Annotated in this window: 23 protein-coding genes; 7 read left to right on the top strand and 16 right to left on the bottom strand. The window is 61.4% G+C overall.

Features of this window, described 5'->3' with window-relative positions; genetic code table 11:
* Positions 1 to 44 precede the first annotated feature (44 nt).
* The 7 genes from H7B90_RS11440 to H7B90_RS11470 all read right to left on the bottom strand — a co-directional run bounded on the left by H7B90_RS11440 (position 45) and on the right by H7B90_RS11470 (position 9,198).
* Complete coding sequence (locus H7B90_RS11440; protein ID WP_185136004.1) at positions 45 to 1,754, bottom strand: peptide ABC transporter substrate-binding protein; 1,710 nt, start codon at positions 1,752 to 1,754, stop codon at positions 45 to 47.
* Between the two features lie 965 nt (positions 1,755 to 2,719).
* Positions 2,720 to 4,819: a peptidoglycan D,D-transpeptidase FtsI family protein gene (locus H7B90_RS11445; RefSeq protein ID WP_185136005.1), complete on the bottom strand. Its 2,100-nt coding sequence runs from the start codon at positions 4,817 to 4,819 to the stop codon at positions 2,720 to 2,722.
* 43 nt (positions 4,820 to 4,862) lie between these two features.
* Complete coding sequence (locus tag H7B90_RS11450) at positions 4,863 to 5,984, bottom strand: transglutaminase domain-containing protein (protein ID WP_185136006.1); 1,122 nt, start codon at positions 5,982 to 5,984, stop codon at positions 4,863 to 4,865.
* Positions 5,981 to 6,415 carry a hypothetical protein gene (locus H7B90_RS11455; RefSeq protein ID WP_185136007.1) on the bottom strand — a complete coding sequence of 145 codons (435 nt, stop codon included), beginning with the start codon at positions 6,413 to 6,415 and terminating at the stop codon, positions 5,981 to 5,983. Before H7B90_RS11455 ends, H7B90_RS11450 begins: the two co-directional genes overlap by 4 nt.
* Positions 6,416 to 6,497: 82 nt before the next feature.
* Positions 6,498 to 8,090 carry a hypothetical protein gene (locus tag H7B90_RS11460; RefSeq protein WP_185136008.1) on the bottom strand — a complete coding sequence of 531 codons (1,593 nt, stop codon included), beginning with the start codon at positions 8,088 to 8,090 and terminating at the stop codon, positions 6,498 to 6,500.
* Positions 8,087 to 8,809, bottom strand: coding sequence for an ABC transporter ATP-binding protein (locus H7B90_RS11465; protein WP_185136009.1), 723 nt, complete (start codon positions 8,807 to 8,809; stop codon positions 8,087 to 8,089). Before H7B90_RS11465 ends, H7B90_RS11460 begins: the two co-directional genes overlap by 4 nt.
* A 5-nt stretch (positions 8,810 to 8,814) precedes the next feature.
* The gene (locus H7B90_RS11470; protein ID WP_185136010.1) at positions 8,815 to 9,198 is read right to left on the bottom strand and encodes a GntR family transcriptional regulator; all 384 of its coding nucleotides are present in this window, start codon (positions 9,196 to 9,198) and stop codon (positions 8,815 to 8,817) included.
* A 230-nt stretch (positions 9,199 to 9,428) separates the two neighbouring features.
* Here H7B90_RS11470 and H7B90_RS11475 point away from each other — a divergent pair, with 230 nt between their 5' ends.
* The 3 genes from H7B90_RS11475 (at position 9,429) to H7B90_RS11480 (ending at position 11,583) form a co-directional block, all read left to right on the top strand.
* Positions 9,429 to 10,670 (top strand): MFS transporter, encoded by a 1,242-nt coding sequence (locus H7B90_RS11475; RefSeq protein WP_185136011.1) that lies wholly within the window; start codon positions 9,429 to 9,431, stop codon positions 10,668 to 10,670.
* 296 nt (positions 10,671 to 10,966) lie between these two features.
* Complete coding sequence (locus H7B90_RS32540) at positions 10,967 to 11,062, top strand: sporulation protein YjcZ (RefSeq protein ID WP_212959414.1); 96 nt, start codon at positions 10,967 to 10,969, stop codon at positions 11,060 to 11,062.
* Positions 11,063 to 11,220: 158 nt separating this feature from the next.
* Positions 11,221 to 11,583 carry a ribonuclease M5 gene (locus tag H7B90_RS11480; RefSeq protein WP_185136012.1) on the top strand — a complete coding sequence of 121 codons (363 nt, stop codon included), beginning with the start codon at positions 11,221 to 11,223 and terminating at the stop codon, positions 11,581 to 11,583.
* Positions 11,584 to 11,847: 264 nt separating this feature from the next.
* On the opposite strand, the gene H7B90_RS11485 is transcribed toward H7B90_RS11480, so the two are convergent.
* From H7B90_RS11485 to H7B90_RS33385, 3 genes are all read right to left on the bottom strand, one after another.
* The gene (locus H7B90_RS11485) at positions 11,848 to 12,534 is read right to left on the bottom strand and encodes an SCO family protein (RefSeq protein ID WP_185136013.1); all 687 of its coding nucleotides are present in this window, start codon (positions 12,532 to 12,534) and stop codon (positions 11,848 to 11,850) included.
* Between the two features lie 7 nt (positions 12,535 to 12,541).
* A complete protein-coding gene (gene cyoE / locus H7B90_RS11490) occupies positions 12,542 to 13,399 on the bottom strand; it encodes a heme o synthase (protein ID WP_185136014.1) in 858 nt (285 codons plus the stop codon).
* Positions 13,400 to 13,714: 315 nt separating this feature from the next.
* Positions 13,715 to 14,071 (bottom strand): hypothetical protein, encoded by a 357-nt coding sequence (locus H7B90_RS33385; protein ID WP_185136035.1) that lies wholly within the window; start codon positions 14,069 to 14,071, stop codon positions 13,715 to 13,717.
* A gap of 16 nt (positions 14,072 to 14,087) precedes the next feature.
* Here H7B90_RS33385 and gerQ point away from each other — a divergent pair, with 16 nt between their 5' ends.
* Positions 14,088 to 14,423, top strand: a complete 336-nt coding sequence (gerQ, locus tag H7B90_RS11500) for a spore coat protein GerQ (protein WP_373315876.1) — start codon at positions 14,088 to 14,090, stop codon at positions 14,421 to 14,423.
* On the opposite strand, the gene H7B90_RS11505 is transcribed toward gerQ, so the two are convergent.
* The gene (locus H7B90_RS11505) at positions 14,416 to 14,691 is read right to left on the bottom strand and encodes a hypothetical protein (RefSeq protein ID WP_185136015.1); all 276 of its coding nucleotides are present in this window, start codon (positions 14,689 to 14,691) and stop codon (positions 14,416 to 14,418) included. The genes gerQ and H7B90_RS11505 overlap by 8 nt on opposite strands.
* Positions 14,692 to 14,797: 106 nt before the next feature.
* On the opposite strand from H7B90_RS11505, the gene H7B90_RS11510 reads away from it, so the two are divergent.
* The gene (locus H7B90_RS11510) at positions 14,798 to 15,781 is read left to right on the top strand and encodes a metal-dependent hydrolase (protein WP_185136016.1); all 984 of its coding nucleotides are present in this window, start codon (positions 14,798 to 14,800) and stop codon (positions 15,779 to 15,781) included.
* A 146-nt stretch (positions 15,782 to 15,927) separates the two neighbouring features.
* Here H7B90_RS11510 and H7B90_RS11515 read toward each other — a convergent pair whose 3' ends face one another.
* Positions 15,928 to 16,161 (bottom strand): alpha/beta-type small acid-soluble spore protein, encoded by a 234-nt coding sequence (locus H7B90_RS11515; RefSeq protein ID WP_185136017.1) that lies wholly within the window; start codon positions 16,159 to 16,161, stop codon positions 15,928 to 15,930.
* Between the two features lie 95 nt (positions 16,162 to 16,256).
* Here H7B90_RS11515 and H7B90_RS11520 point away from each other — a divergent pair, with 95 nt between their 5' ends.
* The gene (locus H7B90_RS11520) at positions 16,257 to 16,430 is read left to right on the top strand and encodes a DUF5325 family protein (protein ID WP_185136018.1); all 174 of its coding nucleotides are present in this window, start codon (positions 16,257 to 16,259) and stop codon (positions 16,428 to 16,430) included.
* Between the two features lie 167 nt (positions 16,431 to 16,597).
* On the opposite strand, the gene trpS is transcribed toward H7B90_RS11520, so the two are convergent.
* The 3 genes from trpS to H7B90_RS11535 form a co-directional block, all read right to left on the bottom strand.
* The gene (trpS, locus tag H7B90_RS11525) at positions 16,598 to 17,602 is read right to left on the bottom strand and encodes a tryptophan--tRNA ligase (RefSeq protein WP_185136019.1); all 1,005 of its coding nucleotides are present in this window, start codon (positions 17,600 to 17,602) and stop codon (positions 16,598 to 16,600) included.
* A gap of 565 nt (positions 17,603 to 18,167) precedes the next feature.
* Positions 18,168 to 20,120 (bottom strand): beta-propeller fold lactonase family protein, encoded by a 1,953-nt coding sequence (locus tag H7B90_RS11530; RefSeq protein ID WP_185136020.1) that lies wholly within the window; start codon positions 20,118 to 20,120, stop codon positions 18,168 to 18,170.
* The gene (locus H7B90_RS11535; protein ID WP_185136021.1) at positions 20,120 to 22,153 is read right to left on the bottom strand and encodes a hypothetical protein; all 2,034 of its coding nucleotides are present in this window, start codon (positions 22,151 to 22,153) and stop codon (positions 20,120 to 20,122) included. Before H7B90_RS11535 ends, H7B90_RS11530 begins: the two co-directional genes overlap by 1 nt.
* Positions 22,154 to 22,358: 205 nt before the next feature.
* Between H7B90_RS11535 and H7B90_RS11540 the strand changes: the two genes are divergently transcribed.
* Positions 22,359 to 23,507: a permease gene (locus H7B90_RS11540; protein WP_185136022.1), complete on the top strand. Its 1,149-nt coding sequence runs from the start codon at positions 22,359 to 22,361 to the stop codon at positions 23,505 to 23,507.
* A gap of 79 nt (positions 23,508 to 23,586) precedes the next feature.
* Here the strand turns inward: H7B90_RS11540 and H7B90_RS11545 are convergent, their stop codons facing one another.
* The gene (locus H7B90_RS11545; protein WP_185136023.1) at positions 23,587 to 23,994 is read right to left on the bottom strand and encodes an O-methyltransferase; all 408 of its coding nucleotides are present in this window, start codon (positions 23,992 to 23,994) and stop codon (positions 23,587 to 23,589) included.
* Between the last annotated feature and the right edge of the window lie 63 nt (positions 23,995 to 24,057).

Raw genomic sequence — 24,057 nt, forward strand, 5'->3', positions numbered from 1 at the left:
TGCCTAAGACCGGCTGCGGAGATGCCGACGGGAAGTCCGTCCGCTTACTCCTTGTCGCCGAACGCCCAGTCGAGGTGGCCGGCGTAGTCGGAGACGACGTCCTTGAAGCCCGGCTTCACCATCGTGACGGTCGTGTAGTAATACAGCGGCAGCACGGCCATATCCTCGGCCATGGCGATCCGCTCGGCTTCGCCGATCTTGTTCATGCTCTCCTTCAAGTCGGTCGTCAGCAGCGACTCGTTGAGCAGTTGGTCGACCTTCTCGTTCTTGTACTTGCCGTCGTTGTTGCCGGACGCCGAGTGGATCAGGTCGTACGTGAAGTTGATCGGATGGTTGATGTCCGCGCCCCAACCCGCGCGGGCGACGTCGAATTGCTGCGCGCTCCTCGTCTCGAGGAACGTTCCCCATTCCTGGTTCGCCAGCTTCACTTCGACGCCCAGGTTCCTGCGCCACATATCGGCGATCGCTTCCGCGATGGCCTTGTGGCCTTCGTCCGTATTGTACAGCAGCGTGATCTCCGGCACTTTGGACAAGCCCTCTTCCGCCAAGCCTTCCGCCAGCAGCTTCTTCGCTTCGGTCAAGTCTTCCTTGAGATAGTCCGTGTCCGGGAACATCTCGCGGAACTTCTTGCCGTCCGCTCCCTCGATGCTCGGAGCCACGAGCGCGTGAGCCGGCGTCTGGTTCGCCTTCGTCACGTTGTCGATGAGGTTCTGCCGCTCGACGGCCATGGCGAATGCCTTGCGGAGCTTCACGTTGCTGAACGGTTTCCTGGTCGTGTTGATCATGTAGTAATAGGTCGAGGCTACCGGGAGTATCTCCGCTCTCTTCTCCGCGACCAACTTCTGCACTTGGTCGGTCGGCACCGAGCCGGCCTGCGCGCCGATCCAGTCGATCTTATCGGTCTCGAACAGATTGAAGACGGTGGAGCTCGGTTCGACGAGGGTAACCGTCGCTTTGGTGAAGTGAACTTTATCCTTGTTGAAGTAGTTGGGGTTCTTCGTCAGAACGATCTTGTCGCCGTGCGACCATTCCGTGAGCAGGAACGGACCGTTCGAGACGATCGTGGACGCTTCGGTCGCCCATTCCGGCTTGCCGTCAACGGTACCCTTGTGCACGGGCCAATAACTGCTGTGACATACGAGGTTGACAAAATAGGGAGCGGGCGCCTTCAGCTTCGCCTCCAGCGTGTAATCGTCGAGAGCCTTGACTCCGACGTCGTCGGCGGTCGCTTTGCCGGCGTTGTATTCTTCGCCCTTATCGAGGTAGAAGAGCATGTACGCGTAATCGGAAGCCGTCTCGGGTGCGAGCGCGCGCTTCCAGGAATATTCGAAGTCGTGGGCCGTGACCGGGTCGCCGTTGCTCCACTTGGCGTCTTGGCGGAGCTTGAACGTGTACGTCTTGCCGTCTTCGGACACGGTATAGCTCTCGGCGATGCCGTTCTCCGGCTCTCCCGCCGGATTGAGCCGCATGAGGCCTTCGTAGATGGCTTTGCCGACGATAAAAGACTGGGCGTCCGTCATGAGGCCGGGATCGAGGCTTGGCGGATCGCTCGCCAGCGTGAACCGGAATTCCTTCTCCTTCTGTTCGGCGCTTGGGCTCGGGCTTGCGCTCGGGCTTGCGCTTGGCGAGCCGCTGGGCGTCGCGCTTGGGGACTCGGAGCTCGAATTCTTCTCGTTATTGCCGCTGCAGGCCACCAGGGAGACTCCCATAAGCGCGACCGCGAGCGCCGTCGTCAATGATCTCTTCAGCTTCATCTGATCAAACCCCTTCCTTGTTCCGTTAAGTTTCGGATCGTTGGAATGCGCATCGATGAGGTCGAGATGAATTTGCGTGAATTATCTAATTATTTTGCGGCGTCTAAAGTCGTCGGATGCGTATATTTTGGACTCATCAACTCTATTTGCGTAAGGTTTAAGTCATATTCCCTCACACAAATATCGCTTTATTCATGCCCATTCCTCCCTATCTGTTCTTCTAGAATGCACAATTGAATAAGAGACAGTTTACATATGTGCATCCCTATTTGGGGAAATTATACTTCATAATTTCCATGAAATCTATGATTTTTTTCACGCCTTCCGAACTTACAGCTTCACCGCAGATATGGTTTAAATGTTCACCGCGTTGAAGCTTCGATTGGCAAAATTCAAATGGAATTGGCGTTAAATCGCGATAAATAGGGGTTGGTTTTTGTCATTCTTTCATATGTTTACTATGGGAAAAAGTTTTTATATAAGGAAACTTTTCACGCAAGCTTCATTTTCCTTATATTCCTACGATGGATTTTTATGCAAAAATTACCATGCCGTTTTGTAAAATGAATTGTCATTCATTGCGGCTATTTTAACATTCTTTCAATCGACGCTTTGCAATATTATTCGTATAAAGTAATTTTTATGCGTTTTCATTTCCAGTCTCCTTCAAAACGGCGGATGTAAAAGATGTCAGCTTTGGCGGTATAAATAATGACATGCGTTAAAGCGTTTTCATATCGCCCATCCCGTCCGCTAGTTTCCGCAAGGGCTTCTTCGAGTCGATCGGCAGAGCTCTCCGCGGCAAATTAAACGTTTTGTATTATTGCCTTTTATTCAACAACTCCGCTGTCCCATATCCAAAACCAACGAAAAACCGCGCCCTTAAGGCGCGGCTCTTGAAAGTCGGATGGATATCGATAGCGTCGTTCCGTTGGACGACCAGTATAAGAGCGGTTGTTCTTCGGTTACTGGCGGTTGCCCGCTTCTCCCGTCGCGCCGTCGGCCGCTTGGCCGCTTTGGTCCGCTGCAGAAGCGTCCGAATTGGCAGCGTCCGTCGCTGCCTTCGCCGGATTGCGGGGACCCGCCGAGGTGAGGCCAATCGCATCGTCGTAAGCGTCGAAGATCTTGCGGGCGATCGGAGCGGCGCCCCATCCGCCGAAGTTGCCCTCCGGCACGACGACGGCGACGGCGAGCTTCGGGTCCTCGGCAGGAGCGTAAGCGATGAACACGGCGTTCTGAACCCGTTGTCCCCCTACGTCCTGCTCGGACGTCCCCGTCTTCCGGTAGAAATTGTAGGGGAAGCCGTCGAACCCTTGAACGCTGACTTGGGACATCCCCTTCTCGATCGTATCCCAAAAAGAATCCGGGAAGCTGACCGTATTGAGCACTTCCTTCTGGTAAGGCTGAACCAGATTCCCTTCCGCGTCCTCGATGCGTTCCACGAATTGCGGCTTCAGCCTCGTGCCGTGACTGGCAAGCGTCGTCGCGTATTGGGCCAACTGGAGCGCCGTGTAGCGGCCTTGCTGGCCGAACGAGGCATAGATGAGAGCCGATTGGGCGCTGCCTCTCTCGAGCTCCTTGTAATAGTTGATGTAACCGGCGGATTCTCCCGGCAGCCCGCTGTCCGTCGTCACGCCGAGGCCGAATTCCTTCATGTACTTATCCCATACGTCGAGGCCCTTCTTGCCGTCGCGAAGATAGAGGGCGTTGCCCACCATCTTGGCCATGAAGGCGTTGGACGACTTGGCGATAGCCGACCACGGATACAGGAGGCCGTTCCCCTTGTTCTGGGAGTTGCGCACCTTCGTCTCGTGCCCCTTCGCCCCGAAGGCGAAATAGCCGGGATCGTTGAAGCTGGAATGAGGCGTGATCAGCCCTTCGTTCAGACCGAGCAGAATCGTAAGCGGCTTCTGCGTCGACCCGAGGTTGACGAGCGAGGACGGGTGCTTGAGCCGTTCCTTATCGTCTTCATAAGGCGCCTGCACCTCGCGGATCGCGCCGTTGCCCATGTAATACTTGACCGCGTCGTAATCCTTCTTGCTGATGCCCCCTTGCCACATGTTCGGGTCGTAATCGGGCATGCTCGCCATCGCGACCACTTTGCCCGTCTTGACCTCCATCGCGACCGCGTACCCCGTCTTGGCATAGGGCGCTTTCTCGTAGTAATTGGTCGAAGCGTTGATCTTCTTCAGATGGTTCATGATCGCGTCCTGGGTCGCGAGCTGAACCTGCTTGTTGATGGTCAAGAACAGGTTGTCGCCCTTGACCGGCTTCGTCAATTCCATCGGCCCGACGATGCGGCTCTGGTTGTTGACCGGATACGTCTTCAGCCCGTTGCGGCCGCGCAGCTCCTCCTGGTACATCAGCTCGATGCCGTCGAAGCCGACGTCTTCGGAATCCAGGTATTCGAGCGTAGGATCGGTCTGCCCTTCGTTGATGTTCTTGTACTTCTTCAAAGATGTCGCGCCTTTAAGCTGCTTCATATAGCCGACCAGTTGAACGGCTACCTTCTCCTTGCTGTACTGCCGGATGCTCTCCTCGACGATGTCGATGCCCTTGAACTCGTCCCGGTGCTCGCTGAAGTAGGCGATCTCCTTCTCGGTCAAGCCGGACTTGATCCGGCGCTGCTGATACGGAAGGTGCACCCGGCCGCCGAAGTCCATGTCCTCGAACACGTCGTCGACGGTGAGCGGGGTCTTCGTCTTGTCCCCGTACAGGTTGAACACTTCGACGAGCTTGGCGGCCAGCGCTCTTCCTTCCTCTACCTTCGTGCCGGGTTCCAGCGTGTAGTAGAGCGACTGGGTCGACGTCGAATACGCGATCGGCTGCCCGGTGGAGTCGTAGATGTTGCCCCGGATCGGCGGAATCGACACGTCGCGCGTGCCGATCTGGTGCTCCCTCTCCTTCAGCGAGGGACCTTGCACGAATTGGAGGTAGGCAAGCTTGACGATAAGCAGCGAGAAGACGAAAAAAGTGACGAAAAAGAACATATTCAAACGGAAGCTGAAATTGCGGCGGTTGCGTATCTCCCGCTTCTGCGCTTCTTCCGTGCGGTCGTTGCTCACAACTCGTTCCTCCCATTGCTCTTATTGCGGTATTGCCAAGGGATCAGGCTTGCCGGACGTGGGTCTCCTGGAAGCCGGGCGGATCGAACCAGTCGCCCGTCTTCGCCCAAGTCGCGTCGAGAGGAACCCAAGCCTCCCTCTCCGTCAGATAAACCTCGTTCCAGGCATGGGGACCGTAGCCTCCCATTCCGTCGTAGCCGAGCCCCGTCACGACGCGGACCTGCAGGCCGACGGAACGCGCCATCGCCGCATACAGGCGGGCGTAATCGATGCATACGCCCTTGCGGGTCGAGAACGTATCGGAGGGCGTCTGCTCGCGCCACTCGCCCCTCTCCTCGTAAGCCGTCACCTTGTCATAATCATAGACGATCCGGGAGCCCACCCAGTTGTATAAATCTTTCGCTTTTTGCTCGTCGGTCTCGTCGCCCTCGGTGACCTTCTCGGCCGCGAGCACGATGTCGGACGGCAGATCCGCGTCGATCACGTCGTAGCGCTTCTGCCACAGCTGGTCGAGCTCTCCCTGCATCTTCCGCGCGAAGACCGGCAGCCTCTCCTCGATGAGCCGTCCCGCCGCCGGCTCGATAATCCGGGCCGCGGCTTCCTGGTAGAGCCCGGATTCGGCCACGTAATCCGCGTACGGCGCCTGCGGGAACAGCGCGCAGTAGCCGAACAGCAAGACCGTCAGCAGCAGGGCGCGGCCGCACCCGAGCGCCGCCCCGATCAAGCCCCCGAACGCGCGGCTGACGGCTCCACCCGACGGCACGAGAGAGAACGGCAGGGCGCCGACGCGAATCAGCAGCGAGCCGATCGTCCCGAAGACGAGCCGAAGCATAAGATAGGCAATCAGGAACAAGACCGCGAAGCGCAGCAGCGGCAAGTCCCGAATGCCCGAATAGACCGTATAGGCGATCTGGATGAAAATCGAAGAATCCGCCTTGGGCTGTTCCCACGCCCGGCGGACGAGCCATGCCTGGACCGCCGGCGAAGCGGCGGACGCCGTCCATGCCGCCAGCGCGACGGACGCCAAGGTCATGGCCGCCCCGGCGACGAACGAGAACAGCCGCTTGGCGGATCCGGTAGCCCCTCTCCATACGCCTTGAACCAAGGACACCGCCACGACGGCCAGCAGGGCTACGGTGACGAGGTTGGTGTCCGGCGGATTCATTTTGACGCTTCCCTAGCTTGCACGACGAATTCTCTCACGGCCCCTTCGAGCGGAACCGCCGGGAACGTCACGCCGCGGTAGGTCACCTTGACCTCCCCGGAATTCGCGACGCCCGAGAGCGTAATATTCTTCGTCTCGACCGTATACGTCCCGTCCTCGTTCAACGTATACTTCGCGTCCTTGGCCTCTCCGGCCATCGCCGAGATCGCGTCGTCCAGGATGACCGACGACACCTTGCTCCCGACTTCCTTCAGATCGTTCACGCTGTATCCTCCGTAAACCGCCACGCCGATGACGATGGCGGCGACAAGCACCCACTTCACCAACGTCTTGACTACGTTCACGACGATGACGAGCGCCACGATCGCGACCGCGATGACGACCCAATGGTCGATCGCGAATTGCTTCCAGGCCTCGAGATCGAGGTTCATTCCATCTCCTCCATCGCTTATATGAAAATATCCTACTCTATTATACTGTACCTTTTCGCTTGGAGTAAAACCCGTCGCAAGTCTAGATTTTCCCTTCCGGTCCGGCTCCCCGCCGGCGAAGAACCGCATCGCTCGTATTCAGCAGGTACAGATGCATCCACTTCGCTCCTGTCCGGAAGCCGGCATAGGCGAGCGGGGAACCGACGAGGACGATCAGCCCGAACAGCCCCCAGCGATACGGATCGACGCCTTCCAAGCGGACCCGGTCCGTCACCAGCCAGTTGTTGACGGCGATCGGCGCGAAGAAGAGCAGGAAGGTCAGCGGCGTGTACACCCACGTCGCGAGACGGCTGCGGAACGAATACGGCTGTCCTTGCATGATGCAGCTGAGCAGGAAGCCTCCGACCAAGTAGACGAGAACCAGATAAGCGAGCAGGACGCCGTCGAGCCGCCAGCTCGGATCCCATCGCCCGAGAGCGAGCTCTTGGGCGAACGCTCCCGCGTAGAACGCGGTCAGGCAGCCGGCGATCCAGCGGAGGGCCGAGCTCCATACCGCCGACAGCCGCGCCCACAGAAGCGTCGTCCGGCCATAGGGGAGGCAGAGCCACCAATCGAGCCTCCGTTTGTTCGCTTCGTGCTGATTGAGCGTGCCCAGGATCGGAATCGGCACGACGAAGAATACGATAAAAAGAGACTGGAGCAGCGCCGTCATGGAGTCCCGGTACATCGAGAGGAAGAAGCCGCCGATCGCGAGCAGCGCGAGCAAGGCGCCGTAGACGATGCGGACCGCCTTCATCGAGGCGAAGTGGCGGAAGCGGGACCGCTCCAGCGCGTACAGCGCCGGGAAGCCGCGGCCGCGCACCCGGTAACGGGGAGCTTCCCCCTCGCCGGTCCTGCCTTCCTTGCCGTTCTTGGACGTGAAGGATGCGGCTCCGGCGCGATGGCGGGACAGCTCCGGCATCCCGTATCGGGCGACGAACCTCAGCATCCCATGGTAGACGAGCCAAGCGACGGCCAAGGCGGCCAGCGCGTAGAGGAAGGCGAATTCCGCCGACATCCAGCGCCGCAGAGTCGCTTCGCCGTCGGATACGAACCCGAACAGACCGTAGGGCAGCATCAGAAAAACGAGAAACGGGATCAACAGCCAGCGCCTCCTGCCATAGTACATTCCGAGCAACGCGAATCCCGCGCCTACGAACAAGGGGACCGCCGCGGCGTACAGCGCCCCGTACGCGAGCGCATCGGCGATTAGACGTCCCGCGCCGACCGGGCCGTCCGGGACGGAGCCGGCCGCCGACCGGACGGCGCCGTCCAGCAAGCAGACGAGCCATAAGGCCGCGACGACGTGAAGCTGCATCCTCATGGCCGCCAGCGCCTTCGCGCGGATAAGGCTCCGCCGGGGATAGGGCAGCGCCAGCCACAAGTCCTTGAACGGACTCTCCCAGATCGTCATCGACTGGCCGATGGCGAGAGTGGAGCCGATGACCGCCGCGAACATGAAGCCGAGCACGAATCGGGACTCGACCGAGCCGGAATGGTCGAGGAAGCCGAGGCTGGCGATCAAGGCCGCTCCCATAAACCCTGCCCAAGCCAGGGCTCCCTTGCGCGAATAGGGCAGGAAGTGCCGGTAGTGTCTCCACTCCAATTCGAGAAGCACGTCGTCCCGGACGCTCATGCGAACACTTCCCTGTAGCAGGATTCGACGGAGCGGCCGCTCGAGCGAAGCTCGTCGACCTCGTAGCTGCCCCGGATCGTTCCGTCCCCGATCAGGACGATCCGGTCGAAGAGCTGCTCCATCTCGCGAATGTCGTGCGTCGCGATTAAGAACGTGCGCCTTCCGTCCGCCATGTCCCCGACCACGGCCGAAGCGATCCGCTCCCGCGACAGCAGATCGACGCCGGTGAACGGCTCGTCGAGGATAATTAGCGGCGCTTGGCGCGAGAGGCAGGTCAGCAGCTGCAGCCGGGCTTCTTCCCCGCGCGACAGGCTGCCGATCCGCTTCGATCGCTCGACGCCGAGCTTCTCGGCCAGCTCCGCCTCCCGCGCTCCGTCCCAGTCCGGATAGAGCCGGGCGGCGAAGCCCAGCCACTCGCCCGCCGTCAGATGGGCGGGCAGCTGGCCGCGGTCCGGGAGGAACGAGACCTCCCCGAGCCGGCTCGGGTCCGCCGGCCGGCCGAACAGCTCGACGTCGCCGCGATCCGGAACCATCAGCCCGGTCATCAGCCTCATCAGCGTCGACTTGCCGGCTCCGTTCGGACCGAGCAAGCCGGCCAGGCATCCGGCTTCGATCTCGAAGGAGACGTCCGCCAGCACTCTTTTCCTCTTCACCTTAACCTCGACGTTCTTGAACCGAATCGCGGGGGTGCCGAGATTCCTCGTCTCCTCGTTCCGCATAAGGCTCACTCCTTCTCCCGGGCCAACGCCCATAATTGTTCCAAGGTCAATCCGATCGACTTCGCGGTCTCCTCCATCTGCCGGACCGCCGCCACGGCGAGCTCCTTGCGGGAGCGCCGGATCGCCTCCTCTTCTTCGGTCACGAACGTCCCTTGTCCCCGGTACGTCACGATCAGGGAGAGACGCTCCAGCTCCTGGTACGTCTTCATCACCGTCGTCGGGTTGACCCGCAGGCTTGCGGCCGTCTCCCGGACCGACGGGAGGCGAGTGCCGGGCTCCAGCTCGCCCTTGGCGATCATCGCCCGAATCTGCTCGACGAACTGCTCGTACAGCGGACGGGACGGATCGAGCCGGAAGTCGTCCATCGTCCACGTTCGGATGGGAGGCATGCGCATCCCGCCTTTCCTAACTGTATCCACTGTGTGGCTACACACCACACACTTCGGTTGAGGAAAGTGTACCACGATGCGCCACACACTTGCAAGCCCATTCTGCGGCCATATCGCGGCGGATTCACGGAGCGGGCATATCCCGGGCCTGTTCGACGTACAAGTAGGATAGACCGGACAGGGTGCGCTTCGAAGCCGAGCCTCCTGTCTTCCATGGAGGTGCGCCGCCGATGAGAACGGCTATCTGGCTCTATTTATTCCTGTTCGTCGCGTTCTTCGATCTTCACGCCCAATACCCGATGCTCACCCCGTTCGCCGTATCGCTGGGCGCGGCTCCCTCGTTCATCGGGCTGGTCATGGGGATGTATTCGCTCACGCATCTGCCGGGCAATCTGATGGCCGGCTACGGCGTCGACCGCTACGGCAGCCGTATCTTCATCGCGGCCAGCTTGGCGGGGGCGGGCATCCTGCTCCTTCTGCAAGCCCGCGTCACCGACCCCTGGCACCTGCTGTACATTCGCTCGGCCAGCGGCTTCGTGCTGGCGTTCCTGTCGCCCGCCTGCCTGTCGCTGCTCGCCCGGCTCGCCAAGAACCATATCCAGCAAGGCAAGCTGATGGCCGGCAACGGCCTCGTCCATACGATCGCTTCGGTCGTGTCCCCGGCCGCCGGCGCCTGGCTCGCCGCGAAGATCGGCTTCACCCAGTCGTTCGCCATCCTCGGCTGGATTCTGCTCGCGACCGGCATCTCTTCGCTCTGGTTCGTTCGCGAGCCCCCGATGCCCCAGACGGCAGCGGAAGGCGCTTCGGGAGGAGCCGGAGAGGCGGACCGGGTTCGGCCTGCCGCCACTTCCGACGGACAGAGCGCGCGGTCCGGGGCCGCGTCCGCGGAGAAGGGCGGAGCGGAAGGCAAGTTCCCGTGGGTCGTGTTCCTGCTGCCCGTGGCCATCTCGTGCGCGCAGGGGATCCTCGCCTTCGAATTGCCGCTGAGAGCTACTTCCTCCGACGAGCTGCTGACGACGGGCCTGCTGTTCTCCGTCGTCAGCCTCGGCGCGCTCGCCACGCTCGGCATGCTGTTCCTGCAGCGCTACCTGCCGTACGGACGGAACGTGGCGGGATTGCTGCTCATGGCGATCGCGTATTACGGAATGGCGGCCGAATGGCCGATCCCTATGGTCGGCATGCTGTTCGTCGTCGGCATGGCCAAGGGGGTGATCTTCCCGGCGATGACTTCCTTCATGCTCCAGCTGAGCGGTCCCTCGAGATTCGGCCGCACCTTCTCCTTCATGTCCATCGCCATGGCGATCGGCTCGTTCCTCGGACCGGTCGCGGCCGGCGCCGTACGGGGCCATCTGTCGCCCTTCTTCCTCTCCTTCGCCGTGCTGATGGCCGCGCTCGTCGCGCTGATGCCCCGCCCGGTCTACGCGAAGGGCTGGAACGGCTCCGCGGACATCCCGCCCGCCGCCGGGCATTGATCCGGTCTGCGTTTGCGATTGCGTTTGCGTTCGCGTCTTCGTCCCCGTCAGGTCCATCGGTCCTCCCTGCACGAGGGGAGCAGCGGCGGCGGCGGATGGAGTACGGAGCCTGCAGGCGCCATTTTTGAACCTGCGGACCTTTGTGGCGATCGTGTTCGCAGGGCTTACCCATCGGGGATGGGCGGACGCACACTTCGGTTCCGGGGCTCCCGCATAGACTGCAGGAGGGCAGGCGCCCGTATCCGGCCCGGTTCGGATCGGGCCCCTATCAAGCTTCCGAAGCGGGGTGATGCCGAATGTCGCAAGCCGCCGGATATGGGAACGCAGGAGTGACGAACCTGATCGTCCTCGTTCTGTTCATTCTCCTCGTCATCGTTCTGAGAGCGGGTTAATGCTTGCTCGCGCCCCGGCCGTCCGGGGCGCGAATTCCGCCCCCAAATGCCGGACGAGCCTCCCCCTCTCCTCTTCGCCGATTGTGGTACAATAGAACGAACCGGCCCATCTCGGCTATAGCGGCCCGCCGCCGCCTTCAAGGAGGAGAACCTGACGCATGGATTCCGATATCGCCATCATCGTCGAAGGCAAGAACGACAAGAGCCGTCTCTCCCGCGTGCTCTCCTCCGAGGTTCCGATCCACTGCACGTTCGGCACCCTGAACACCGAGAGAATCGAAGCGCTCCGCAAGGCGGTAGGCGACCGGCAGGTCTACCTGTTCACCGATCCCGACGCCTCGGGGCGGCGAATTCGCGGCGTGCTGAGGGACGTGTTCCCCGACGCCGAGCATATTTACACTCGCCGCGGCTACAACGGAGTCGAAGGCACGCCGGAGGAGTATCTGATCCAGCAGTTGGAGAAGGCCGGCTTGGAAGCCTATATCCTCTATCCCGATCCCGCTCCGCCGTGGGTCGAGTGAGCGTCCGCCGCAGCACCGGCTAAGCCGGTGCTTTTCTAGGGTTGTCGTCGCCAGCCCCCCAGCCACGCAATCATGCCTCCCCCGCTCCCGTTATTGCCTTTTTATGCACAACTCCCCGACCGCTCCTCTTCATCTTCCGTAACTCAACGGTCACAGTTGCCGAGCAACTTCGCCGAGGGGAGATCCGGCCGGCATAAAAAAAACCGCTCCGAGGTCGAGACATCGTCTCTTCCGCGGAGCGGCTGTTGCCATTCGAATGCTTCTCTACAGCAGGCTCTTGATCTCCTTGTAAAGCGCGTCGGCGTCGTAGTCGCCGGGATTGCCGTTCGCTTCGGGCGAGATGAAGTCTCGCATCCTTCCCTTCTTGTCGACGACGACGATCAGGTTCATGTGGCCGAACTCGCCGGTCTTCGGATCCTTGGAGACGAGAAGCTGGTACTTCCTCGCCAGCTCGGCCGTCTCTTTCTCGTCTCCCCTCAGTATTTTCCACCCGTTGTAATCCGCATTGAACTTGTCGAAGAACTTCTTAAGAGCCTCGGGAGTATCCCGTTCGGGATCGATCGTGATGGACAGGAAGTCGACCTTGCTGCCGAACGTTCCGTCTTCCTTCAGCTTCTCTTGAACCTTGGACATCATGAAGGTCGTCGGCGGGCAGACGTCCGGGCAGTTGGAATAGAAGAAGTAGACCAGCCGGACCTTGCCGTTCAGCTCGCTCATCGTGACCGGGTTGCCGTTGATATCGTTGTAAGTGAAGTCGGCCGCCGCCCCTTGATCCTTCAGCTTGCCTTCCTTGTCCGAAGAGGAGTTCCAGATCAGATAGCCGCCGAGCACGATGCACAGGGCGAACAGGATCATCGGGAAGGCGTAGCGCTTCGCGAACGGACGCTTGGCCGCGCTCCCTTGGCCGGCGGGCGTCTCCGCGGCCGGACGTTGATTATCGTTCGTGGACATGGTCGCATTACACTCCGTTCGTATCGAGGATCATTGCGATAAACATGACGAGCAGGTAGTTGACGGAGAACAGGAAGTCCGTCTTCGCCCACTTCTCCGTATTCCGGGTCCGGAAGCCGGACAGGGCGTGAAGCACCCAGCAGCCGAGGATAACGATGGACAGCACGAGGAACACGACGCCCACGTATCCTTCCGTATACAGCAGAATCGACGCCACGAGCAGGAGAGCGATGTACGGCACCATCTGAATCTTCGTCCGCAGCACTCCCTTCACGACGGGAAGGACCGGATAACCGGCCGCGCGGTATTCTTCGACCCTTCGGATCGCGAGCGACCAGAAGTGCGGAGGCTGCCACAGGAACAGAAGCGCGAACAGGATCCAGGCGCCCGCGTCGACTTCGTTCGTCACGGCGCAGTAGCCGATGACGGGAGGCATCGCCCCGGAGATGCCGCCGACCGAAGTGCTCCAGGTGGAGTTGCGCTTCAGCCAGAGCGTGTAGACGACGACGTAGACGAAGAAGCCGAGCGCGCCGAGCCACCCGCACAAGGGGTTGACGAGCAGGAACAGGACCCCGAGCCCCAGAATGCCGAGGACAATGCCGTAGCCCAGCACAAAAGAAGGCCGAAGCCGGCCTTGGGGCAATGCCCGATTCTGCGTGCGGGCCATCTTCGTATCGAAATCGCGGTCCAAGTAGTTGTTGAACACGCAAGCCGAAGCCATCGTCAGCGTCGAGCCGACCAGCATCCAGACCAACGGAAGCCAATCGATGTGCCAACGGGAAGCGACCCAGTAACCGCCGAATGCCGCGAATAAATTCAAGCGGATGATTCCCGGCTTGGTTAGGGCCACGAGATCTTTAAACACGGTGTTCCTCCTTTAAAAATTGCCAAACCGCAAGCGATACCGGTTGTCATTGTTTAAATGATACCCCAAATCTTCCGCCGTTGACAATGTTCGCGCCGCCGTGTTCATCAAATCGCCACCGCGGCGGGACCGTTCCATGGACGGAAAACGACGCGGCCGACGAGTCACAAAATCCGGGCTTCCGCAATAGACTGTAATGCGACAAACGCCCAGCACCGATCGCGAACAGCCGGGCGCCGGTCCAACGCCGGACGCTGCAAGCCGCACCGCTCCTACTCTCCGACCTGCAAGGATTGCCCGAGAGTTTATTAAGGCTTACAGCCATATTCTAAGGAGGTATTTTCTCTTGTTCAACAAAACGCCTTGGCCGACGAACACGGCCGCCCCGACGTTCGGAACCCAGTCCGTTCCCGGATCCGCTCCCGCGACCGCCCCGGTCGGCAACGTCTCTCCCGGATTCGCTACCGGCAACATGCAGCCGGGCACGTCCGCAGGCTCCTTCTTCCCCGGAACCGGGACGTCCGGATCGATGACGCCCGGCTCTATGCTGCCCGGATCGTTGACGCCCGGAGGCATGAATCCCGGAACGGCCTCCCCCGGCGGCTTGACGCCCGGATCCCTGTTCCCCGGCTCCATGATGCCCGGCGGTTCCATGATGCCCGGCGCACCCACCGGGGGGATGATCCCCATGGGCCAGACGGGCGCTATCATCCCCCCGCAGGGCACGCCGGGCGGCGGTGCGTTCCAGCCGATCCCCCGCGAAGAATCGTACGTCGAGAACATCCTGCGGATGAACCTGGGCAAGGTCGGCACGTTCTACATGACGTACGAGAACAACAGCGAATGGAACGCGAAGATCTTCAAGGGCGTCATCGAAGCCGCCGGACGCGACCACATCATCATCAGCGATCCGGTGACGGGCAAGCGATTCCTGCTCCTGATGCTTAATCTCGACTATATCACCTTCGACGAACCGCTCAATTACAATCTCCCGTTCGGCTCCGGCGGAACGAGGGCTAGATAACCGGCCGGAACGTCCAGATGCGGAGGCCCTCCCGTCCTCCCTTCACCCACTTCTCCATCTCCGCCCAAGAACGCCCATCGCGGCGTTCTTTTGTTATGCGCGCGGCCTCCGCTTCGTCGCTCGCCTTCCTTAACTCCACGAAGACGCCCGGCTGGGCGACGTTCTCCGCCAGCTCGGCGCCTTCCCATCTCGCCGGATCCGCCGCCGCCCATTCGAGGAACGCGGAGCGATGCTCCTCCGGAATCGCATATTCGCAGAACAGAATCATCCCGGTCTCCTTCTCTCTTCCTTATAATTGGTCTTCAACATAAATTGATCCCGCCCGGACCATACTGAACCCGATTACCGTCAATCGAAGAAAGGGGATTCGCCGCATGGATTCAGGCACGCATTTGGTATTCGGACTCGGGCTGGGCGGATTGGCCTTGACCGATCCGGCCATCGCTTCCCACCCGTACGGTCCCGTCGCCGTCCTGATCGGGACGATAATCGGCTCCCAGGCCCCGGACGCGGACACGCTGCTCCGGTTCAAAAGCAATGCCGATTATATCAGAAACCATAGAGGATTGTCCCATTCTTTTCCGGCGCTGATCGGTTGGACGGCCTTGATCACGCTGGTCCTGTCGCTGATCTTCCGGGGGGTTCCTTGGCTGCATCTCGGCGCTTGGGTGCTTCTGGCCGTCGTCGTCCACGTCGCCACCGATCTGTTCAACTCCTACGGCACCCAGGCGCTCCGCCCGATCTCGAGCAAGTGGGTCGCCTGGAACATCATCCACATCTTCGACCCGGCCATCTTCCTGGCCCACGTGGCCGCCATTCTGCTGTGGATGAGCGGATGGGCCGCCCCGACCGCCATCTTCCCGACGCTGTACGGACTGCTCGTCCTGTACTACGGGTGGAGAACTCTCGTCCATCGCCGCCTGTCCGCCAGGCTGCCCGCGAAGGACCCCGAACACCGCGAAGGAGACGTCTACACGCTGCTGCCGACTCTGTCGCTGAACCGGTGGAACGTCGTGAAGAAGACCGCCGATGGCCATTACGGGGTCGGGGAATGGGAGAACGGCAAGCTCGTCTGGCTCGAACGGACCCGGTGCGACCGGCATCCCGCCGTGGAAGCCTCCAAATCCAATAAGGACGTGCAGGCGTTCCTGAACGTAACCCCGTTCCCGTGCGGACACGTCAAAGCCCAGCCGTGGGGATACGAGGTTCGCTGGATCGACATCCGGTACCGGCATCGCCGCCAATACCCGTTCGTCGCCGTCGCGCTGATGGATTCGTCGTACGTTCCGTTCCAGTCGTACGTAGGGTGGCTCAGCGACGACCGGCTGGAGAAGAGGCTAAGGATGAACACTTATTGAAGGATAAGCCGCCGCTATTGACGGGGGAATTCGATTGGGGGACAATAAGATCGTACTAAGATCGAGTCCGCTTATTCAATTCCCCTGCCGCAATATTAAAAGCCCGAGGATACCCTCGGGCTTTCGGTCGGGGACGCTGGGTCCGCTTAGCGACCGGCGTTGCCGGACAGTTGTTGCTCGGCGATGCGAACCAGGTTCTTGGTGATGTAACCGCCAAGGGAGCCTGCGTCGCGGGACGTTACGTTGCCGTAGTAGCCGTCTTGCGGGATCGTAACGCCGAGGGATTGAGCGGCTTCCATCTTCATGTTTTCCAGGGCGCCCTTAGCTTCCTTGACGAGCACCCGGTTACGGGAAGAAGAAGAATTGTTGTTTCCTGCCATGCTTGATGCTCTCCTTTCGCCTTGCTGAATGGTTTGCAAGCTTGCTTTCCTAGTATGCAATGGCGGGAGAAAAATATGCTTAAGGAGATCAATCCATGAACAAATCTCTTGGTTTATTGTTTGCCGTCACTTCCATCGTATGGATGACCGCCACGGCGATCTCCCTCGACTACAACGGCTGGCTCGCGCTGCTCTTCTTCGTGCTGTGCATCGCCAACATCGGGCTCGGCTTCGTCGTCAAAGCCCGCGTGCGGAAGAGCCGGGCGTAAGCGACGGCGGTTCCGGGCGACCGGCTTCGCAACGGTCGATTCCCGTCCCCCCGCGCGGGGCGGCCCGATCGGCAACGCGCTTTGAAGACGCACGAACCCGCGCGGATGGCCGCGCGGGTTCGTTTGCTTCTCCGGCGCGTCTGGCATGCGCGCGGGTTCGCTTGTTTTTACCGGCGAGGCAGCAGGAAGCCCATCGCTTCCTTCGCCTGCCGCAGCGTCTCTTCCGCGACCGCCTTCGCCTTATCGGCGCCGGAACGCAGAATGTCGTGGATCTCTCCGGAAGCGCGGATCTCCGCGTACTTCCGCTGGATCGGCTCCAGCGTCTCGACGACGCGCTCCGCCAGCTCCTTCTTGAACGCCCCGTAGCCTTGCCCTTCGTAACGGGCTTGAACCTCTTCGATGGAGAGGCCCGAGCATTGGGCGTAGATGCCCATCAGATTGCTGATCTCCGGCTTGTTCTGGGGATCGTACACGACTTCCCGGCCCAGGTCCGTCTTGGCCCGGGATATTTTTTTGCGGATGACGTCCGGCTCGTCGAGAAGCGCGATGTAGCTGCCCGCGTTCGGATTGCTCTTGCTCATCTTCTTCGAAGCGTCGTCGAGGGACATGACCCGCGCGCCGACCTTCGGCGTATACGGCTCCGGAATCTTGAACGTCTCGCCGAACCGGAAGTTGAAGCGGCCGGCCAGATCCCTCGTCAGCTCGAGATGCTGCTTCTGGTCTTCGCCGACCGGCACCAGGTGCGCCTGGTAGAGCAGGATGTCCGCCGCCATCAGGGGAGGATAGACGAACAAGCCCGCGCCGACGGCTTCCTTGCCTTCGGACTTGTCCTTGAATTGGGTCATTCTCTCGAGCTCGCCCATATACGACAGCGTCGTCATCAGCCAGCCGAGCTCCGCGTGCTGGTGAACGTGGGATTGGACGAAGATCGACGCCCGCTTCGGGTCGATGCCGGCCGCGACGTACAGGGCCGCCACCATCTCGGTCTGCTCCCGCAAGTCCGCCGGCTCCTGCGGCACGGTGACCGCGTGCAGATCCGGGATCATGAAGAAGCAGTCGTACTCGCCTTGCATCTCCACGAAGTTCTTCAAGGCGCCGATGTAGTTGCCGAGAGTCAGCTTGCCGCTCGGCTGGATGCCGGACAAGACGCGCAGAGGTTGGTTGTTGCTCATGGCTTCATTCGCCTTCCTTCTTTTCCTAATCGGATATGGTCTGGCCAAAAAAAACAAAAAGACCTCTTCGTCAAGGGACGAAGAGATCGTGGTGCCACCCTTATTCGCTTCCTTCTCCGATAGCGGATTAACGCCACGCCGTGCGCGGTTGAGGACGCGTCGCGGCCGTACCCGGTTACGGGGTCGAGGGAAGCCTTCGGTTCCGTTAACGGGGAACGACCGGGGAGCATGGGGACGCGGCCGATTCGAAGAGGGTCCGAGGATAAGAAACTAAGGACCTATAGGCGCGCCGTTCCGCTCCCGGCTCCGAGCTCCAATTCCGCCTTCGGACGGGCACCGGTTCGCAGCAACCACCGGCTCTCTGGGCCCGACCCCCGAGGCGTACTTCTTCTCATCATCGCCGAACTTGATATTGCAATCCATTATACTCCGCGGGACCCGATTGTCAACCGGATACCGGCAGGAGCGGCCGGCAGGAGGGCCGGAAGTAGGGCTGGAAGTAGGGCTGGAAGGAGGTCCGGCAGAAGGACCGGAAGGAGAGCCCGAAGGAATCGGGAATCTCCGTTTATTCGATCTGCCTCAAATAGGCGACGACCGCGTCGATCTCTTCGTCCGTCAGCTTGCCTCCGTGCTTGCCTTCCGGGTTCCTCGTCGTCAGCACGTCCTTCAGCGTGGCGGCGCTTCCGTCGTGCAGGTAAGGCGCCGTCGCCCAGACGCCGCGAAGCGTCGGAACGTCCCACTGCTCCGGCGTGCGGGGGTTCTTGAAGCCTGCCCGCGCGTCGCCATCGGACTTCAAGTCCTTATCGGTGCCGGTGCCGACGTCGTACAGGTGCGAGATGTCGTCCGTCGTCAGAGCCGTGCCGCCGCCCGTCGCTTGATTGCTGTCGGTGAAATAATCGCCGGCGTGGCAGGAGATGCACTTGCCGACCGTGTCGAAGATCTCCTTGCCCTTCTTCGCCTCGTCCGTCAGCCCCCCGTCCGCCGCCCGGAAGGGGCTCCTCGGAACGGGGAGGCTGTCCGGATTCTTGAGGAACGTCGCGAGAGCGTCGTACATCTTCTGATACTCGTCCGGCAGCTTCTTGCCCGGGTCCGCGTCCATCATCCCGCCCATCTCGCTCTGGACGGTATGGATGTAGTCCGTGAAGTCGTCGCGGCTTCCGTCCCACATGAACAGCCCCGTCTCCATCGCGAAGACGTTGCTCGGTACGTTGCGCGGCCCTTTGGCGGTGAGCAGCGTCATCCCGTCGGTCTCTCCCCCGGCATGGCAGGAGACGCAGCTCATCCAATGCTGCTGCGTGATCGGGTACTCGTCGCTGTTCGCGGTCAGGAACAGCGTCTTGCCGAGCCGTTCCTCCGCGGGCAGCGGATCCTTCGCGATCAGCTTCAGCGTCTTCGCCTCCGCTCGGGCGTCGCCGCTCGGCCAGCCGGTCGAGACGGTCGCCAGATCGTGCGTGTTCCCGTTATTCACGAGCAGCGTCGAGTCGTCCGGCGACAGCGCCATCCCGATCGGCCAGTCGCCCGGCACGTGGCGAACGATCTGGGTCGCGTTGCCGCCCTTGGTCAGATCGAAGACGACGACGTCCTCGCTGCCCGACATGAGCACGTACGCCTTGGAGCCGTCGCTCGAGAAGCGGACGTCGGACGGATTGGAGACGATCATCGTCTTGCCGAGATTGTCCGGGACGTTGATCTCCTTGAACAGCTGCTTCCGCTCGTCGGTCAGCTCCCGGTCCGCGGCCGTGTCGATGACGGAGATGGCGGGGAAGATCGTCTCGTCGAACGCGATAGCCGTGTCCGTATTCGTCAGCAGATGCGTCGCCCAGGCCGTCTTGCCGTCCGGCGAGATGCGGATCTGCTCGAGCGTGTTCGGCAAGCCCTGGCTCTTCTTCCGATCCTTGAGGTTCGGCGACTCGGCGAGCCGGATCGTCGTCTTCACGGTGCCGGAGGCGGTATCGACGACCGCGACGTTCGCCGACAGGTACAGACCGACGTACAGCTTCGAGCCGTCCGCCGTCAAGGCGAGAGCTCGCGGTCTCTCTCCCACTTCGATCGTTCCGGAGAGCTTGCGGCTGTCCGCGTCCGCGACCGACACGGTGCCGGAGCGGTCGTTGGAGACGTACACCTTCTTCCCGTCCGGAGAGACGACGACTCCGTACGGCTCGATGCCGACGTCGATCGTGCCCTCGATGGACAGGTCCTTCGTCCGCAGAACGTCTACTTTATCCGTATCGCGGCACGTCACGTAGAGCTTCTTCCCGTCCGGCGACAACGCCGCCTGCTGCGGCATCTTGCCCACCTGAGCCTCGACGACGACCTCGCCGCGGGCGACGTTCACCTTCGATACCGTGCCGGCGTCCCCGTTCACGGCATACAAGTACTTGCCGTCCGGCGACAGCGCCACGTTGTCGGACGAAGAAGGCCCGGCTGCCGAAGGCGTCTTCGATGACGTACAGCCGGCCAGACTTCCAAGGGTAACCAGCACGAGCGCGGTTATCCAGACAATTGCCTTCCGGCTCATTACTTCGACACCTCGACGGGTCTCAGGATCGGCGATACGCCGAAGGGTCCGCCCGCGCTCTGAATCTGGGGAACGGCGTCCTTATCGGTATTGCCGGACTTGTCGCCTTCCACGTAGCGGTCGCCGGTATCCCAGAATTCGCTCGCCTGCATCCCTTGATCCAGCGTCGGCCCGTTGATCACCGTGCGGTAGAAGCTGACGTACCGGTCCTTGATCGCGTCCCGCTCGAGCGTCTTGAGACGTTCGGCGTCCCCGCTCTCGTTGCGAAGGTTCTGGAGCGCGAGCCGCAGCATGGCGGATACGCCGCCCGCCGTATAAGCGTCGTACTTGCCGGAGCCGTCCAAGTCCGTCATGTACGTCTTCCAATCCTTCTTCCACAGCAGGCGATCCGTCGCGTCGTACACCTTGCGGGCGGCGTCGCGGTACTTCTTGTCCTCGGTCGCCAGGTAGGCGGCCGTCAGGCCGCGAATCGCTCCCGTCTGCGCCTCCAGCGTCGGCGAGGAATCGTCCGGCTCTCCCTTGTCGTTCCAGCCGTTCGCCGCCAAGCCGTCCTTGCGGAGCACGTTCTGGATCAGGAAGTCCGCCTGGCGCTTGATCATGTCGAGAGCCTGCTTGCCTTCCTCCGTGTCGAGCCCTTCGGCCCCTTCGCCGTTCGCGTAGCCGACCGGCTTCCCGTCGATCGCGCGCTCGAAGATCCGGAGCGCCTCCATCGCGTAGCCGGCGTCGAACGTGTCGCCCTTCGTCCCCGGCTTCATGCCGTCGTGCTCGGACAGCAGCCAGCCGCCTTGGTCGTTCCAATGCATCGCCTGAATATTGCGGAACGTCTGGAGCATGACGTCGCGGTCGGCGGTATACGGATCGTCGGACGGAACGTCGTTCGACGGATCCCCGTCCACGTTCGCGGCCGGCGCAGCCGGGAACGGCGAGCCGTCGAACGCGAGCGCGAACGCCGGATTCCGGTTCGCGTTCGCCGGACGCTGGTCGACCGTGCCGAAGAACTCGGCGGCCGGCCACAGCGTCAGCCACTGATCGCGCAGCTGGCTGCTCTTATCCTTGACCTCGTACTTCGTCGCGCCCGGGTAATCCTTGTCCCCGTTCTCCGTGACCGCGATCGAATGCGGCAAGTACGCCAGGCCCTGCGAAGGATCGTAGGCCGCGCCCTTGCCGGCGGTCAACTGACCCGAGTTCGCGTCGTAGAACAGGCCTTGGCGGACGGCGAGCAGCTTGTTCCAGATCTCTTCCGTCAGGAACATGCCTTGGAGGCCGTCGGCGGAGCTCACGCCGAGGGCGACGTTCGGGTCGTTCGGGTCGACGGAAGCCGCATCCAGCTCTTCGTCCTTGTCCTTGGAGTGGACATTGCCCAGGAAATCCCCCGCCCAGAGCGCTTGCTTGAGCATCGTCGCCCCATAGGCGGACGGGACGAGCGTCTTCTCCATCTTGGAGCGGTCCCACCGAAGGCTGGCGAAGTCGACCTGGTAGTTCGGCACGTAAGCGCCGTCCTCACCGTCGGCGAACTTGCCGGTGTCCACCTTCTGCGAATAGTGGGGGTCCCCGGACGCGTATTCGATCGTCGTCGGGAACATGTTCTGCTGAATGTCGCTGGCCGCCGACCCGACGGACTCGGCGAACTGCGTGAAGCGGGCGGCGAGCGCCTCGTTGGCCGACACGCCCTTCTCCTTCGCGTAGGCTTGAACGGCCGGTCCGTTCAGAAGATGCAAGCCGAGGCCGGACTTCTCCACCACCTCGTACATCGCTTCTTCCGAATATTCATAGGATTCGATTCCCGCTATATAATCGAAAGCCGAAGGCTTGTCGATCGCGTTCGCGTCGAGCACGTCCAGATCGAGGCCGAGCGATTCCGCGAGCGGTTCCCCGGACAGCTCGAATTCGGCGTACGCGAACATATTCCCCGCCGTGTCGAACGAGTTCTCGTCCGTCACTTTAACCTCCAGCCCGCTGCTGCACCCGACCGTGAGCGCGAGCATTCCCGCGGCGCCCGTCAGCGCGGACTTTCTCCCCCATCCTTTAGCCATTCGACGATTCTCCTTTATCCCGTTTCTCTTCTCCACTTGACGAATTATAGCAGTGGTGAGAATCATTATCAATAATAAATATTTAGAAAAGAAGCGGCCTGTTCCGGTTCCGTCACCGGGGCTCCGGAGGCTTCCCGGTTCTTGTCCGGCCGGGACGGGCATAGGTTAGTAAAAGTTACGGTTACGCGGAAGGCAGGGATTGCGATTGGCGATCTTCCGACTCCGATACTTGGCGGCGGCCGCGGGAGCCGCCTATCTCCTGCTGCTCTGGCGCAACCATGCGGCCTGGCTGCAGCCGTTCGTCCGCACGTTCGCGGGCATTCTTCTCGACGCGCTCCCTTATTTGGCGCTCGGTTCCGTCGTCTCCGCCCTCATCCAGACGTACGTGTCGGATCGGCTGATCGGCCGGTTCGCCCCGCGGAACAGGCTGGTCGGCGTTCTGTTCGGAAGCACGCTCGGGCTCGTTCTGCCGCTGTGCGAATGCGGCATGATTCCCGTCGTCCGCCGGCTTCTGCGCAAGGGGCTTCCCCCGTACGTCGGCATCGTCTTCCTCGTCGCCGGGCCGATTCTGAACCCGATCGTGATCGCGTCGACGCTGGCCGCGTTCCGGGGCGATCCCGGGCTCGCTTACGCCCGCTTCGGCCTCGCGTTCGCCGTTGCGGTCGCGCTTGGGCTCATGCTGTCCGTCCTGCTGAAGCAGAATCCGCTTCGGGAGCCCTCGCCCGTCCGTCACGGACACTCGCATGGGCATGCTCACGAGCATGGGCATTCGCATGAGCATGGGCATGGACATAAGCACGACGATCACGAGCATAAACACGGCGGTCACGAACATGATCGCGAGGGACATGATCACGAGCATAAGCACGATCACGGGCATTCGCACGGATTGTTCGGCGGACACCATCATCACGACCATTCCGTGCCGGCGGAAGGACCTTGGCACCGCAAGCTCGCAGCCATCGCCCTTCACTCCGCCGAGGACATGTGGGATATGGGCAAATACCTGCTCGCGGGCTCGTTCATCACGGCGGCCGTCCAGACGGCGGTCAGCCAGGAGACGTTCGCCGCCGTGGCCGGCTACGATCTCGTCTCCCATCTGTTCATGATGGGATTCGCCTTCATCCTGTCGCTCTGCTCGACGTCCGACGCCTTCGTGGCGGCTTCGTTCGTCCATCTGTTCCGGCCGGGAGCCCTGCTGTCCTTCCTCGTGCTGGGGCCGATGATGGATTTCAAGAGCACCCTCATGATGCTGTCTACCTTCCGCCGAGGCTTCGTCGTCCAATTCGCGCTGCTGACCGCATGGCTTGTCCTGCTTGGCTCGCATATTTTCGAGAGGTACGGTTGGGTATGAGAAAAGGAGGGAAATGCTGCGGGGCGAGGGATCGCCTGCATGACGACGGCCGGTTCCCCGACGGGAGACCGGCCTTCTCTTAGGCTTGCTGGCTGTTGGAACGGCGCTTCGGCTTCAACCGGAACATCAAATTCGCCATGTTGTAATTCGATTCGAATTGAACGCTTAAGCTGACCTTCCCCTGGCGCAATACGAAATCGTAAGTAATCTCCCCGTGCGTCCAACTGCGCTTATGTACGAGTGCTTCTACGGCCATCCTCCGGAGCGACGCCACTTGCTCGGCGTTCATTCCCTTGCCGGCGGGCTTCTCTCCAGCCGTTCCCTTCTCTTCGCAATCCAGCGGCAGATGGCGGATTCCGAACTTGCCCACGTCGTCGTTGCGAATCTGGAATACGATCGTCCCCGCCGACAGCCCCTTCAGCTCTTCCTCCATCTCGCGCAGAGCCTCGTCCACTTGCCTGGCCAACGGAACCATTTCCAATGTCATCGCTCTCCTCCTTAATGCTTACTCTTTGTCGACTAAATTCTACCTTTTCTGCAACTTCAGACT

Origin of the sequence: Cohnella xylanilytica (assembly GCF_014212175.1) — a bacterium.
Lineage (GTDB): Bacteria > Bacillota > Bacilli > Paenibacillales > Paenibacillaceae > Cohnella > Cohnella xylanilytica.

Coding starts and splice junctions, on each gene's coding strand:
- H7B90_RS11480 (WP_185136012.1), top strand. CDS start 11,221: ATGGATTCCGATATCGCCATCATCGTCGAAGGCAAGAACGACAAGAGC.
- H7B90_RS11520 (WP_185136018.1), top strand. CDS start 16,257: ATGAACAAATCTCTTGGTTTATTGTTTGCCGTCACTTCCATCGTATGG.
- H7B90_RS11450 (WP_185136006.1), bottom strand. CDS start 5,984: ATGAATCCGCCGGACACCAACCTCGTCACCGTAGCCCTGCTGGCCGTC.
- trpS (WP_185136019.1), bottom strand. CDS start 17,602: ATGAGCAACAACCAACCTCTGCGCGTCTTGTCCGGCATCCAGCCGAGC.
- H7B90_RS11505 (WP_185136015.1), bottom strand. CDS start 14,691: ATGATTCTGTTCTGCGAATATGCGATTCCGGAGGAGCATCGCTCCGCG.
- H7B90_RS11530 (WP_185136020.1), bottom strand. CDS start 20,120: ATGAGCCGGAAGGCAATTGTCTGGATAACCGCGCTCGTGCTGGTTACC.
- gerQ (WP_373315876.1), top strand. CDS start 14,088: ATGGGCCAGACGGGCGCTATCATCCCCCCGCAGGGCACGCCGGGCGGC.
- H7B90_RS11475 (WP_185136011.1), top strand. CDS start 9,429: ATGAGAACGGCTATCTGGCTCTATTTATTCCTGTTCGTCGCGTTCTTC.
- H7B90_RS11535 (WP_185136021.1), bottom strand. CDS start 22,153: ATGGCTAAAGGATGGGGGAGAAAGTCCGCGCTGACGGGCGCCGCGGGA.
- H7B90_RS32540 (WP_212959414.1), top strand. CDS start 10,967: ATGTCGCAAGCCGCCGGATATGGGAACGCAGGAGTGACGAACCTGATC.
- H7B90_RS11465 (WP_185136009.1), bottom strand. CDS start 8,809: ATGCGGAACGAGGAGACGAGGAATCTCGGCACCCCCGCGATTCGGTTC.
- H7B90_RS11460 (WP_185136008.1), bottom strand. CDS start 8,090: ATGAGCGTCCGGGACGACGTGCTTCTCGAATTGGAGTGGAGACACTAC.
- H7B90_RS11455 (WP_185136007.1), bottom strand. CDS start 6,415: ATGAACCTCGATCTCGAGGCCTGGAAGCAATTCGCGATCGACCATTGG.
- H7B90_RS11515 (WP_185136017.1), bottom strand. CDS start 16,161: ATGGCAGGAAACAACAATTCTTCTTCTTCCCGTAACCGGGTGCTCGTC.
- H7B90_RS11510 (WP_185136016.1), top strand. CDS start 14,798: ATGGATTCAGGCACGCATTTGGTATTCGGACTCGGGCTGGGCGGATTG.
- H7B90_RS11440 (WP_185136004.1), bottom strand. CDS start 1,754: ATGAAGCTGAAGAGATCATTGACGACGGCGCTCGCGGTCGCGCTTATG.
- H7B90_RS11545 (WP_185136023.1), bottom strand. CDS start 23,994: ATGACATTGGAAATGGTTCCGTTGGCCAGGCAAGTGGACGAGGCTCTG.
- H7B90_RS11470 (WP_185136010.1), bottom strand. CDS start 9,198: ATGCCTCCCATCCGAACGTGGACGATGGACGACTTCCGGCTCGATCCG.
- H7B90_RS11485 (WP_185136013.1), bottom strand. CDS start 12,534: ATGTCCACGAACGATAATCAACGTCCGGCCGCGGAGACGCCCGCCGGC.